This window comes from Streptacidiphilus carbonis (genome assembly GCF_000787775.1).
GTDB lineage: Bacteria > Actinomycetota > Actinomycetes > Streptomycetales > Streptomycetaceae > Streptacidiphilus > Streptacidiphilus carbonis.
This window is the reverse complement of sequence record NZ_BBPM01000088.1, coordinates 1-12,630: the sequence shown is the minus strand read 5'-3', so window position 1 is coordinate 12,630 and position 12,630 is coordinate 1. Positions and strand designations below refer to the sequence as shown.

14 protein-coding genes and 1 pseudogene are annotated in these 12,630 nt (G+C 70.6%); 7 read left to right on the top strand and 8 right to left on the bottom strand.

Translation table 11 applies throughout. The annotated features are described in order from the left end of the window. Positions 1-203 precede the first annotated feature (203 nt). The 5 genes from TR46_RS38630 to TR46_RS35355 all read right to left on the bottom strand — a co-directional run bounded on the left by TR46_RS38630 (position 204) and on the right by TR46_RS35355 (position 3,274). Positions 204-812, bottom strand: coding sequence for an SMI1/KNR4 family protein (locus TR46_RS38630; protein ID WP_052433387.1), 609 nt, complete (start codon positions 810-812; stop codon positions 204-206). A 63-nt stretch (positions 813-875) separates the two neighbouring features. Beyond that, entirely contained in the window at positions 876-1,337 is a 462-nt protein-coding gene (locus TR46_RS35370) for a hypothetical protein (RefSeq protein WP_042410668.1), read from the bottom strand. Positions 1,338-1,424: 87 nt separating this feature from the next. Then, positions 1,425-1,631, bottom strand: coding sequence for a hypothetical protein (locus tag TR46_RS35365; protein WP_152626889.1), 207 nt, complete (start codon positions 1,629-1,631; stop codon positions 1,425-1,427). 111 nt (positions 1,632-1,742) lie between these two features. Beyond that, positions 1,743-2,459 (bottom strand): response regulator, encoded by a 717-nt coding sequence (locus TR46_RS35360; protein WP_042410666.1) that lies wholly within the window; start codon positions 2,457-2,459, stop codon positions 1,743-1,745. Next, the gene (locus TR46_RS35355; protein WP_236655671.1) at positions 2,456-3,274 is read right to left on the bottom strand and encodes a sensor histidine kinase; all 819 of its coding nucleotides are present in this window, start codon (positions 3,272-3,274) and stop codon (positions 2,456-2,458) included. Before TR46_RS35355 ends, TR46_RS35360 begins: the two co-directional genes overlap by 4 nt. Before the next feature lie 177 nt (positions 3,275-3,451). Here TR46_RS35355 and TR46_RS35350 point away from each other — a divergent pair, with 177 nt between their 5' ends. From TR46_RS35350 to TR46_RS35335, 4 genes and pseudogenes are all read left to right on the top strand, one after another. Further along, positions 3,452-4,165, top strand: a complete 714-nt coding sequence (locus TR46_RS35350) for an ABC transporter ATP-binding protein (protein WP_042410661.1) — start codon at positions 3,452-3,454, stop codon at positions 4,163-4,165. Further along, entirely contained in the window at positions 4,162-6,459 is a 2,298-nt protein-coding gene (locus TR46_RS35345) for an ABC transporter permease (RefSeq protein ID WP_042410658.1), read from the top strand. The genes TR46_RS35350 and TR46_RS35345 overlap by 4 nt, the downstream gene beginning before the upstream one ends. Positions 6,460-6,645: 186 nt before the next feature. Further along, positions 6,646-7,170 (top strand): annotated as a pseudogene (locus TR46_RS45660) (SigE family RNA polymerase sigma factor); the annotation flags it as partial. Positions 7,171-7,527: 357 nt separating this feature from the next. After that, positions 7,528-7,725 carry a hypothetical protein gene (locus TR46_RS35335; RefSeq protein ID WP_042410654.1) on the top strand — a complete coding sequence of 66 codons (198 nt, stop codon included), beginning with the start codon at positions 7,528-7,530 and terminating at the stop codon, positions 7,723-7,725. Between the two features lie 109 nt (positions 7,726-7,834). On the opposite strand, the gene TR46_RS41875 is transcribed toward TR46_RS35335, so the two are convergent. From TR46_RS41875 to TR46_RS35325, 3 genes are all read right to left on the bottom strand, one after another. Further along, positions 7,835-9,175 carry a recombinase zinc ribbon domain-containing protein gene (locus TR46_RS41875; RefSeq protein ID WP_236655672.1) on the bottom strand — a complete coding sequence of 447 codons (1,341 nt, stop codon included), beginning with the start codon at positions 9,173-9,175 and terminating at the stop codon, positions 7,835-7,837. Beyond that, a complete protein-coding gene (locus TR46_RS45655; RefSeq protein WP_084719214.1) occupies positions 9,073-9,966 on the bottom strand; it encodes a recombinase family protein in 894 nt (297 codons plus the stop codon). The genes TR46_RS41875 and TR46_RS45655 overlap by 103 nt, the downstream gene beginning before the upstream one ends. A gap of 361 nt (positions 9,967-10,327) precedes the next feature. Beyond that, complete coding sequence (locus TR46_RS35325; protein WP_042410651.1) at positions 10,328-10,756, bottom strand: hypothetical protein; 429 nt, start codon at positions 10,754-10,756, stop codon at positions 10,328-10,330. A 161-nt stretch (positions 10,757-10,917) separates the two neighbouring features. Between TR46_RS35325 and TR46_RS41870 the strand changes: the two genes are divergently transcribed. From TR46_RS41870 to TR46_RS35315, 3 genes are read left to right on the top strand one after another with little or no spacing between them, the layout of a single operon-like run. Then, positions 10,918-11,160: a hypothetical protein gene (locus TR46_RS41870; RefSeq protein ID WP_152626887.1), complete on the top strand. Its 243-nt coding sequence runs from the start codon at positions 10,918-10,920 to the stop codon at positions 11,158-11,160. A gap of 57 nt (positions 11,161-11,217) precedes the next feature. Next, positions 11,218-12,024: a relaxase domain-containing protein gene (locus TR46_RS35320; RefSeq protein ID WP_042410648.1), complete on the top strand. Its 807-nt coding sequence runs from the start codon at positions 11,218-11,220 to the stop codon at positions 12,022-12,024. Continuing rightward, the gene (locus tag TR46_RS35315) at positions 11,988-12,410 is read left to right on the top strand and encodes a hypothetical protein (protein WP_042410646.1); all 423 of its coding nucleotides are present in this window, start codon (positions 11,988-11,990) and stop codon (positions 12,408-12,410) included. The genes TR46_RS35320 and TR46_RS35315 overlap by 37 nt, the downstream gene beginning before the upstream one ends. Positions 12,411-12,630 lie beyond the last annotated feature (220 nt).

Here is a 12,630-nt window from a genome sequence, read left to right as displayed (position 1 = left end):
GCCCCACCCCCCCCCCGTTCGGGTGCCGCCCGCCCGCACCCGCCCGCCCCATCTCTCCGCCGTGGTACGGCTGCGGCCCCGCTCCCTTCTGCCCTGGTTCCTGTGTGTGCGATGGGGCGGGCTTGGAGGTTGCCGGCGGGCAGTGTCGGTCCAGCGCGGCCTGGGGTTGCCACCGCCTTCGGACCTCGAAGGCACAGGCGTGGTCAGGGTGCGGTTGCCTGCCAGCTCAGTTCGCCGGTGTCGTCGACCACGGCGATGCAGGGGTGTTCGTGGCCGCCGTGGGCGGCGTGCTGGAGGAGGGCTGGTGTGCCTGTTTCGAGAGCGTTGGCGGTGTCCTGGAGCATGGAGGCGACGGATTCCCATAGGGGGAGTCCGAGGTTCCAGGTCTCGTGGTCCCAGTGGAAGACCGCGCCCTGGGAGTCCCCGGACCGCAGGTCGATGATGAGTCCGTCGCCGCCGGGATCCATCGCGATCGGCAGGAAAGAGGGGTGGAAACGGGGCTCGGGGTGGCCGCCGGCGTCGAGGGTGATCCCTTCCTGCTCGGGGACCAGTAGCCAGATCTCCCGGGTCTCCAGGGCCTCGTCTAGGGCCACGGGAGCGAACGATCCGGGGATCCAGAAGTCGGCGCTGACTCCAGCCATGGTCCACCACCGATGTATGTCGGCTGGCAGCGTGGTCCCGAGGTCCGCCTCGAGTGCCCGGAGTGGCTCCGGTGCGGCGACTGGCCGTACGGGGGCGTGCTGGTGGTGGCCCGCGAGCCAGGCGTTGATGCGGTCGTGCGCGTTCCGCAGGTCGTGATCGTTCAGGGTCATGTGCGGCAGTGTTCCAGAGCGTTCTGACCGCGCTGGCTCCATCATCTGCTGCCCGCTGCGCCTCTACACCTGTTCCTCGATCAGGTGCACCTGGTCCGGCCGGTATCGCGGGAGTAGGTCCAGGTGCGGGCTGAGTTCGTGGGCCCATTGGTCGAGGGTGTCGTCGGTGTCGTGGAAGTACCAGCGGTGGAAGTTGCCCAGGCGTTCGAGGGCCGGTTCGGGTCGGTAGTGCAGTTCGCAGTGGATCTGCAGGAAGTGGTCGTGTTCGCCGTTGTGGTCGTTGATCTCGAATTGTCGGGTGAGGTCCACGACGAACATCGGCGGTCCGTGGACGGTGTGCGTGCCGTATTGGAAGAGCAGTCCGTCGGCATCGGGTGTGGAGGGCGTGGCGAAGCGGTGCTGCCCGAAGCGCTGGAATGCCGGCCATGCCTGATCCAGGGTCAGCTCTGCCAGGGGGCGCCCGTGCTGTTCCAGTTCGCCTCTGAAGTGTCCGAGGGCTTGGTCCAACGAGGGCCTGCTGGTCATGCTTGCTCCTTGATCCGGACGGGGCAGCCCGGCTGTCTGGTACGGGTTCGTTGTCGGCGGCGTGGTGACACGGGTGCGGTGTTGGTGTCAGTTGGTGTGGGCGGGGTTGCCGTTCAGGTTGTGGTCGGTGCAGGGCCAGGGGCGGTTGCGAGCGGGCCAAGGGGTGTGGAGGTGGAGGTCGTGGTCCAGGGCGAGGGCGACCAGGCCGTGGTCGAGGATGAGGATGAGGGTGCGGGTGGTGATTCCGTTGCCGGGGATGGTGCGCAGGTGGTGGGGACACACCCTCGCGGTCACCGCACCAGCCCCCGGCGGACACAAGGCCATCGCCGGCGACGGCTGATTCCTCGGTTTATTCGACACTCCCCAGCTGGGCACCGGGACAGGTCGACTGCCAGCCCGGATCCGCTACGTGCCAGGCATGGTGGAAGCGGCATCCTCGCCGGGGGTGACAAGTCCTGTTTCGTAGGCGAGGACGACGGCCTGGGCGCGGTCGCGGAGGGAGAGTTTGGCGAAGATCCGTGCGACATGTGTCTTCACGGTGGCTTCGCTGAGCGTCAGCGTCTGTGCCAGTTCGGAATTGGACAGGCCCCGGCCCATGAGTGTGAGCACTTCGTATTCGCGCGGTGTGAGCGGGGCGAGACCACGGTGGACGGTGGGGGCCTTGGGGTCCGGTGCGGGTTTGGTGGTACCTGGGGCGAAGCGCTCTACCAGGCGGCGGGTGATCGAAGGCGAGAGCAGTGCGTCTCCGGTGTTGACCAGGCGTACGGCGGCGGCCAGGTGGGTGGAGGTGACGTCCTTGAGGAGGAAGCCGCTGGCGCCGGCGGCGAGGGCGGCGTAGACGTAGTGGTCGAGATCGAACGTGGTCAGCATGATCACTCGGCAGTCCGGGTTCTGCGCCATCACGCGACGAGCCGCCTCCAGACCGTCCATGCCGGGCATCCGGATGTCCATCAGTACGACGTCGGGCCGCAGCCTGCGTACCGCGGCCACCGCCTCCGCCCCGTCGGTGGCCTCGCCGACCACGTCGATCCCGCGGGCGGTCAGGATGAGACGGAAGCCGGTGCGGACCAGTTCCTGGTCGTCGGCGATCACCACGCGGGGGGCGGGCTCGGCGAGCGTCACGGCCGGTCCAGCGGTATCCGGGCGCGCAACCGGTAGCCGCCGCCGAGGCGGCGGCGGGCGTCCAGGTTGCCGCCGTAGACGGCGACCCGCTCCCGAAGTCCGAGCAACCCTCGCCCTGTTCCGTCGGCCGGTTCCTTGGTTTGGCGTCCCTCGGACGGGGAGCCGTTGTCCGTCAGCACGCTCGGTCCGCTGTTGAGCACCTCGACGCGGAGGTAGTGGTCGGCGTAGCGTACGGTCACCTCGGCTTTCGTGCCGTTCCCGTGTTTGAGTGCGTTGGTCAGGGCTTCCTGGATGATCCGGTAGGCGGTGACGTCGATCCCGGTCGGCAGTGGGCGGGGCTCTCCGGAGATACGGACCTCTACGGGCAGGCCGGCGAAGGCGATTCGGTCGATCAGCGCGCTGAGCCGGCTGAGGCTCGGCTGCGGGGACAGGGCGACAACGTGCCGCTCATCGTGGTCGTCCTTGTCGTCGCCGTCCGGTGCGGGTGCGAGCAGGCCGAGCAGGTGCCGCAGCTCGGTCATCGCGTTGCGCCCTGCGGTCTCGACGGCGCTCATCGCGGCTGCGGCTTCGGCCGGCATCGTGGCGAGCACCTCGCGGGCTGCTCCGGCCTGGACGACCATGAGGCTCACGTTGTGGCTGACGATGTCGTGGAGCTCCGCCGCGATCCTGGCCCGCTCGGCGTCGACCGCGATGCGCGCCGCGCTCTCGCGTTCGCGCTCCACCAGCCACCCCCGCTCGTCCACGGCAGCCCGGTGCAGCCGCCGTGTCCGGATCAGCGCCGCGCTCGAGCAGACGGCGGCAGTGCATGTCGCCACCAGCGCGACCACCAACCAGACCACTCCTGAACCCCACACTCTCGCCACCCTGGCAGCCCGCGCCCTGTTTCGCATCATGCTCCAGGTCCAGCCCCGTACATCCACGGGATGACGCGCCCGGACGGTTGCACCCCGAGTATGACGCGCGGACCGCGGACCCGCTTCTAGGTTCGTGCCATGACTACTGATGAGGGCAGCCCACCGCGGGTCGTCGTGCGCCTGAACGGTGTACGCAAGGAGTACGGCGGGGACGCGAGGGCGCTGGACGGAGTGTCGCTGGAGATCCGTGCCGGGGAGGCGGTAGCTGTGATGGGGCCCTCCGGCTGCGGCAAGTCGACGCTGCTGAACATGGTCGCGGGCCTGGACCGCCCGACGTCGGGCACGATCGAGGTCCGCGACCAGGACCTGGGGAAGCTGAACGAGACTGGGCTGGCGTTGTACCGGCGGCACCACATCGGCATGATCTTCCAGTTCTTCAACCTCATCGACGACCTGTCCGCGCTCGACAACGTCGTCTTGGCCGCGCAGCTCACCGGGTCCTCCGCGAAGCAGGCGCGCAGGCGCGCGCTGGAACTGCTCGACGAGCTCGGCATCGCCGATCGCAAGAACATGTATCCGGCTGCCCTCAGCGGCGGGGAGCGACAGCGGGTGGCCGTGGCCAGGGCACTGATGAACCGTCCCGCCCTCCTGCTGGCCGACGAGCCGACCGGCGCTTTGGACAGCCGTTCGGGCGAGCAGGTGATGGACCTGCTGATCGACCTGAACCAGATCGGCCAGACGCTCCTGATCGTCACGCACGACCCGCACCTGGCCACGCGGTGCGCCAGTCGCCTGATCGAGTTTGCCGACGGCCGGATCGCCCGCGAGAGCAGCCTGGAGCGAACCGCGTGAGCGCGGTGTGGCGGGCCTCGCGCGGGGCCGTGAAACGCCGTCGGCTCCAGACAATCGTCATCGGACTGGTCGTCATGTGCTCGACCACGGCGATCCTGTGCGCGCTGGGTGTGCTCGATGCCGCGTCGGCCCCGTTTGACAAGGCCTACTCCCAGCAGCGCGGCGCCCACGTCGTGGCCACCTTCGACACCACCAAGACCTCCGATCAGCAGCTCGCCCTCACTGCCCTGCGCCCGGGCGTGCACGCCGCCGCAGGGCCCTTCGACGAAGCCGTGCTCACCTTCTCCAAGGACTTCCTCGGCAGCCCACCCGGGGCCCTCACCGTGGTGGGCCGCTCCGCACCCTCCGGACCGGTCGACGACCTCACACTCCAGGTGGGGCGCTGGGCCACCGCCCCCGGCGAGGTCGTCCTCGACAAGACCTGCGGCCAGGCAGCGCACTGCCCGCTGGGCAGCACGCTCCAAGCCGACGGCGCCCCGCCCCTGAAGGTCGTCGGACTCGCCACCAGCGTCAGCAGGTCCGCCGACGCCTGGGTCGCGCCCGAGCAGATGGCCGCGCTGCACCCGACCTCGGCGCAGATGCTCTACCGCTTCACCGACTCCGCAACGGACGCACAGCTACGCACCAGCCTGGACCAGGCCACGGCAGGACTGCCTCCGGGTGCGCTGAAGGCCTCACAGTCCTACCTCACGCTCAAGCAAGCCTTCTCTGCCCTGGCCGACTCGTACCTCCCCTTCATGACGCTCTTCGGCATCCTCAGCCTCCTCGTGTCCGTTCTGATCGTCGGGAACGTAGTCAGCGGAGCTGTTGTCTCCGGCTACCGGCACATCGGCGTGCTCAAGGCGGTGGGCTTCACGCCCAACCAGGTGGTCGCGGTGTACCTCGCGATGGTCTCGGTCCCCGCGATCGCCGGCAGTGCCCTGGGCACTCTGCTCGGCAGCGCGCTCGCGCAGCCCATGCTGGGGATCGTCTTCCACGGCGTCGAGACCGGCGGCGCCACCCCCGCGATCAGCCCCTGGCTCCCCGTCGTCAGCCTTGCGGGCATGCCCCTCATCGTCGCCCTCGCCGCGCTGATCCCCGCTCTGCGCGCGCACCGGCTGCCGGCGGCCCGAGCCATCACCGCCGGCAGCGCGCCGCGCGCGGGCCGCGGGCTGCGCGTCCAGCGCTGGCTCGGCGCCACCCGACTGCCGCGTTCCATCAGCCTGGGCCTGGCACAGCCGTTCGCCCGCCCCGCCCGCGCCCTGATGACCGCGGCCGCGATCGTCCTCGGGGTCGCCACCGTGACCCTGACCACCGGCCTGAGCAGCACCATGGTCGCCTACGCCGACGCGGGCCCGGGCACGCCCCAGATCGACATCCAGACGGGATCGGCCGCAGCGGGCCAGACCCTGCCCAAGCTGAGCGACGCCCAGGACGAGGCCATGCTGCACTCCCTGCCCGGCGTCCGGCAGTTCGCCGCCAACGCGTCACTGGTGGTGCACATCGTCGGCTACACGCAGCCCACCACCGCCTTCTTCTTCCGCGGGGACCCGCCCGCCGCGTCCTACCAGATCGTGAAGGGCCACTGGCTGGACGGACCGGGCCAGGCGGTGGTCGGGCCGATGTTCCTGAACCAGCACGGACTGGCGGTCGGCGACCGGATCACCCTGGAACTGAACGGCCACAGCGCCGACATGACCATCGTCGGCCAGACCGTCGACGGCGACGCCCGCGGCCTGAACGCCTCCTGGCCTACGCTGGCCGACCTCGCCCCCGACCGGCGAGCCAGCGCCTACACCCTCCAACTCGCTCCCGGCACCGACACCCGGGAAGTCCTCAACGCGATCCGGGCCGCGGACCCCGGCCTGTACGCCGCATCCGCCAGCCCGCCAGTGGGCCCGACGGTCGCCGTCGTCAGCTTCTCATCCGCGTTCACCGTGCTGCTCACCATCGTCGCGGCGCTGGGCGTCTTCAACACCGTCCTGCTCAACACCCGTGAACGCCGCCGCGACCTGGGCATGCTCAAGGCGATCGGGATGACACCGCGCCAAGTCACCGCGATGACGGTGACCTCGGTGACCGCTCTCGGGCTGGTCAGCGGCCTGGTCGGGATTCCCGTCGGGATCCTCGCGCACCGAATGATCGTGGACCACGTCGGCGTGGTCGAGTTCACGGAGTCGATGAAGGACGTCTGGCACCCGCCGCAACTGGCCGCCCTCGCCCTGTCCGGCGCCGCCATCGCCGTCCTCGGCGCACTCATCCCCGCCCGGTCGGCGGCCCGCCTCACCAGTGCCGCAGTGCTCCACAACGAATAGTGCCCGATGTCCTTCGGGGCCGCCGACGCAGGCCCTGGCGCGACTTCTGATACGCGTGCAACCTACTCGACGCACGCGTGGTGAAAGGGAGGAGAGAGCCGACCACGGCGCGGCTCCCGGTCCGAAAGATCAGGCGGTGCGGGCGTGGCGGTGGCGACGGTAGCGGTGCAAGGCAACAGCGACACCTTGATCGCGCTCACCGAAGTCGACTTCGACGCCTTCGCGGCGACGCGCTGGAAGCGCCTGCCGCGCACCGCCTACCTGCTGACGGGCGACGACCACGAGGCCGAGGACCTGGTCCAGGTGACCCTGGCCAAGGCGTACCCGCACTGGGCGCGGATCCGCAGGCTCGACTCGCCAGACGTCTATCGGCACCGCGCGATGGTGAACAACAGCCTCAGCCGCCACCGTCGCCGGCGCGCCCGTCACCTGCTGATGCCCTGGGTGCCCGGGCGCCCGCAGCAGTCGGCCACGGCGCAGGTCGAGCAGCGCTCGTCGTGCTGCAGCAGGCATTGAGCGAACTGCCGCCCCGGCAACGGGCCGTGGTGGTGCTCGGTACTGGGAGGACCTGAGCGAGCAGCAGGTCGCCGAAGTGCTCGGCTGCTCCACGGGCAGCGTCAAGAGCCAGGCGAGCAGGGGCCTGGCCAAATGCGGGGCCACCCGGCGCTGGCCGGATACGCGGGCATGGGACCGGCGCGTGACGCGCGGCCGGATCGACGGAGGCGGAGCGGTGAGCGGAGAGGACGAGGACATGATGCGGCGCGCCTTGGCGGACCAGGCGAGGGGATTCCAGCCTTCGGACTGGACGGGTGGGGCCAAGGCGGTGCACGGACGGGTCGCGCGGCGCCGCCGCCGCATGCGCAACGCGCTGGTCATGGTACTGGCGGCGTCGGCAACCGCCGCCACGGCCGTCGTGGGGGTGGCGCTGGCAAGTACGTCCAGTAGCACGCGGGCGGGCCACCCGGCCTCACCGATGGCCGGCACGACCGCCTCGTCAACCGCCACGCGCCCCACGGCAGACGACTCTGCTCCGCCACAGCGCAGCCCACGCAGGCGCCGTGGCCCGCCGTGCGCGTCGTGCCGGCCGGTCGCGACCTGGACTTCGGGCACCAGATCCGGATGAAACTGACGTCGAGCGAGCGCTGCCTGGGCCTCGGCTCCATCGCGACCGGCTGGATCAGCTGCAAGAGCGTCACGGACGGCAACCAGCCACAGAACTCGGTCGGGTGCGGTTCGTTTCGAGTGAAGGTCGCGATTAAGCGGTGAGGGTGTAGGTGCGCTGATCAGGGGTGGGGTAGAGCCGTTCGTGCTCGTGGGCAGTGGTACTGCCAGTAGGACTGTCAAGCACAATGCACCGGTGAGAGCGGATCCCGCGTCAGCGTGCGCGCAAGGCGGAGGGCGCCCGGCGCCGGGGCTTCTGGGAATGGCCGCGTAGTTCCTGCAGTTGGCTCGGGTCGGCGTGGATGATCCAGCGGTGTGGGGCGCGGGCCTCCTGACGGCCTGTGAGCCGTCCGCGTTCGAGTTGCGTCATGATGGTGTTGCGGCACACGCCAGCGGCCTGGGCCAGGTCGGACAGGCGCCACTCGTGTTCGGTCAGGGGTTCGGCTGCGGCGTTCATCGCGCGGGAGAAGGCCGACTCGGGCAGACAGCTGCGGGAACGGAGCATGTCGTAGATGCCGTTGCAGCTGAACCGGCGGTCGGGGTCGGTGGGGTGGAAGCGTCCGTCGGCGTTCAGGTGCTGGGTGATCTGCCGCGAGGTCAGCCCGTCGGCGGCCAGCTGGCAGACGTGGTCCAGCAGTTGGGGGTAGTAGCTCAGCTGGGTGAGGGTCTGGACCCTGCGGACCGTACGAGCGGTGGTGGTCTGCTGTCCGGCCCAGTGGACGGTGACGTCGACCTGCTCGTTGGTGCCGACGATTGCCACTTCGACCTTGTCGATGACCGCGCGCAGGAGCTCCTTGCGGTCCGCGTTTGTGGTCGTCTTGGCGTGCCAGAGAGCGGGGAGGTCACGGGACAGCGCGATGAGCTTGTCGCGCTCGGCGGGGGTGAGCCTGGGCGGCCGGCTGCGGGCGAAGCGGTCGTGTTCCTCGACGAGGGCCTGGTGGGCGGTGCGTCCTCCCAGTCGTGCTCCAACTGGCGGACGACCAGACGGTTTTCCGGCTCGGCCAGCCTGGTAGCGGCGGCGTGCCCGGTCCGCCGCGTACTGGGCGTGCTCCAGACGCAGCGACCACAGCCGTTCTTCCTCGGCGCGCTCGGCCTCGAGGTGGTCGGCGGCCTGCAGCGCGACCTCGAGCCCGGCGGGGGCCAGGGCTTCCAGGAGCCAGGCGGCGACCTGCCGGTCGACGTAGTGGGCGGTCACGGTCTGGCAGCGGTGCGGCTCGCCGTAGGTGCTGTGGCCGCCGGTGCACGCGTAGGCGGCAGCGCGCCAGCCGCGCTCGCTGTGATACATCATCGCCATGCGCTGGTGGCAGCGCCCGCAGTGGACCAGCCCGGCGAGCAGCCCGCAGCCGCTTCGCAGGGCGCCGGGTGTGAAACGGGTCGAGGCGTTCGCCGCCATGCGTTCGCGGTTGGCGCGCCAGCGTTCGACGGTGATGTACGCGGGCAGCGCGCCCTCGATCATCGCCGTCCACTCCTGCTCGGGGAGTTGCACGTGCCCGCTGCCGTGGCGGCCGGGCGTCTTGCGCCGCGGGTCCGTCCGGCTGCGGCCGTAGACGTAGATGCCGGCGTAAGCGGGGTGGTGGAGGATGTTGCGCAACGTCGCCCGGTTCGGCCGTCGCCACTCCAGTTCGCCCTTGTCCAGGCCGCTTCGGGTGCGTACGGGGATTGCCACCTGTGATCGGCGAGCCAGCGCAGGACCCCGTGGACCGCGCCGATCTCGTCGAACTTGTCGAAGACGAGCCGGACGACCTCGCGGACCCGCTCGTCCGGGTCCAGCACGACCTCGCCGGAGGGCCGACGCACATAGCCCAACGGCAGCGGGAGCTCCAGCTCCCCGCGCCGTGCCTTGTTGAGCCGGCCCGTGAGCATCCGCTGCTTGATCCAGTGCAGTTCCGCCGCGCTCATCGTCCCCTTCAGCCCGAGCAGCAGCCGGTCGTTGTAGTCGGCCGGATCGTAGACTCCATCGGCATCCGCCAGCAGGACACCCCACAGCGCGCACAGTTCCAGCAGCTGACACCAGTCCCGCTCCGAGCGTGCCAGACGCGACACCTCGATGCCCAGCAGGAGACCGACGTGATCGAGCGATACCTCGGCGACCAGACGCTGGAACCCCGGGCGGTTGACGGTATCGGCGCCCGAGCGTCCGAGGTCCTCATCGATCACCAGCACGCGCGGCCGGGCCCAGCCCAGGGAGACCGCCCTCTCTACCAGCGCGTACTGTGAGCGCGTCGACTCCGTGTTCGCGACGACTTGATGCCGCGTCGACTGGCGCACGTACACGACCGCGATCCGGTCACGATGACGGTCCGTCACCATGCTGGTCAGCGCCGTCGTGAGTGTCCCGGGATTCATCGCCCACCGCCTCCTCCGCCAGCGCGCGGCCCGCCAGGCGCACCAATCCCCGAATCGCCCTCAGCCGACGGCTCTGTGGAAACCTCGCCCAGCTCTCGCTCGGCGTCACCCGGTTCTGGGGCCGCCGTCTCCCCGGTCGGACACGGGCTCTCACCCCCGCCGCTGTCCCGTGCGCGCAGCCGCTCGACCACGGCCACCAGCCGAAGCAGCCCTTCACGACCGATTGTTACGCCTGGTCCGGGCTTATCGCCATCCATAGGTGCAGTCTGCGTTCGAGATGTACTGGCGCTTCCACACCCGCCAAGAGCATCAACGCATCTACCCCGACCCCTGCCCACAGAAGTTGGCCCTCACCGCCTGATCAGCAGCCATGCCTATGCGTGGCCATCCACTCGGCCTGCTTGCGTCCGAACCACGCCACGGCCTCATCCGTGAGCCGAACAAGGTCGTGGGTGGCATCGAGTGAGAAGTCAGCGCGTTCCACGGGCTCAAGAAAATGGCTGAGCGAGTGGCCGCAGACCGGACCACACCGCAGTCCGGAGTCGTCGATTTGAGCACCCAGCGTCACGCCGACCCGTTCCGGACGCTCCAGTGACGCCAGGTCCAGCCAGATCAGAACGCCTCCGCCGGTGCCATCGCCCTGGTCCAGGGCGTCATAGATCGTGAAGTAATTGTCGGGCGGCAAACCCGGCAACGGCCACCGCGCTGCCAGCACAGCCAACCGCTCACACACCGGCCGCCAGCGCTCGCCGAACTCCCAGTCCGCCAGATACTCGTCGAAGATCCCCACCGGCTCATCCAAGCACTCGCGCCACCACCGAGCGGACCCAGTGCGCGCTGCGACCGAAACGACGCCGCTGCGGATCGGACGACAACCTTTGCCGGGTCCCGGCTCCAGCGCTTCACTCGAAACGAACTGCACCCGTCAGTGTTCTGGGGCAGGGCCTGACGGTGAACTTCCCCAAGTCGCTGTCGGCCCTGGCGGCGCTGGCTCCGCCGCCGATGGCGGCGGTGATCGCCCGCGAGATGCGGCAGGTGGCGTTCGAGGTCGTCGCGGCGGCGGAGGTGTTCGCCGGCTACGGCCTGGTCGGCGAGCAGGGCAACGGCCACCTCGCGACACGTGCCGGGCCTGGGGCTGCTCGCGCTGGTCAACCCCCACGCCCAGGCCCGCCCCACCCGCGGCCATCCGGGTGATCCATCGCTGCACCTGCACATCACCCTGATCAACGCGATCCCGCTGCCTGGGGGTCGGTGGGGGCGTTCGGCAGCAGCGGGCAGGACCTGCGCCGGCACATCGCCGTCCTGGGCGAGCTGGCCAAAGCCCGGCTGCGCACCCGTCTGCACGAACGGCTCGGGCTGGCCTTCGAGCGCGACCGCACCACGGGGGAGTGGGAAGTTGTCGGCATCCCGCGGGCGCTGTGCGCGTTGTGGTCGCGGCGCAGCCGGGCCCTGCGGAAGGCGGCCGGGCCCGGGGCGAGTGCGGCCAAGCGCCGGGTCGTCGCGGCCCGCCTGGCGCAGAGCGAGCGCGGCTGTCGGTGGGATCCGGTGCTGCTGCTGGACAGTTGGCGCCGCGAGGCGGAGCTGGTGGTCGGCGACGTCGACCGGATGCTCGCCGACACCGCCCCAGGTTCACCGCGTTCGATCGCGGTCCCGCCGACCGCGGCCGAGGTCCTGGCGCGGATGCGGCTGCCGCGCCGGGCGGCGGTGCGCCGCAAGGGGGTGGAGCGCCGCGAGGTCCTGGCCGCCGTCATCGCCGCCTTCCCCGACAGCCTGCGCTCCCTTGCCCACGCGCAGCAGATCTGCGACCAGGTCCTCGCGCAGGCCTTCACCCAGCTGCCCGGACGCTCACTGACCAGCTGGGTCGACACCGAGCGCTACCGCGTCCCCAAGGCCCTGGTCGCCGCCTCCCGCCAGCCGGTCGGCTGGAACGACCCGACCACACCGGCCGCGCCCATACTCGAGGGCACGGCCGACCGGACGCGCCAGCAGGACCAGGCACCGGCGCCGTCGACCTGGAGCAGGTGGCGGACAGCAGCCGGGCGGAGGCCCCGGAGCTGATGCGGCGCGCGGAGCAGCTGGCGGCCACCGAGCACGCCACGGTGGAGGCCGCCGACCACGCGCAGCACCTCACCGCCCGGCAGATCCGGGAGCAAGACGCCGCTGCCCTGGCGGCCGACACCGCGAGCACCACCGCGCAGCGGGAGCCCGGCGCCCTGCGGCACCGCGCCAAGGTCGACACGGCGCGCGGCGCGGTGAAGGCGGTGCGCGCGGAGCTGGAGCTGCGGACACGGATGCCCGCCGATCAGCGCGCCCGGGAGGAGGAGGTCCGCGCGCAGGTGCAGTCCGAGAAGCGCGCGGCCAAGCGAGCCGCTGCAGGCAAGCGCGTTGCTCAGCAGCAGGGCCAGCAGAATCGGGGCCGCAACCGCGGCGGCGGGGTGCGCTGAACCCGCCGGTGCGCATCGGTGCGGTCAATGCGCACCCACCGCACGACTGGTGCGCACCACCGGTGCGGTAGCCGCCGATATCCGCCTGACCTGCGAATGTCCACCGCCGACGGAAGGGGACCGGAAGGGGCACGGTGCGCACCGTACGACCAGACCACATCCCCTCCACCGGCCCCGGTGCGCAGTTGGTGCGCACCGGACCATGCGCGACCGGCCCTAC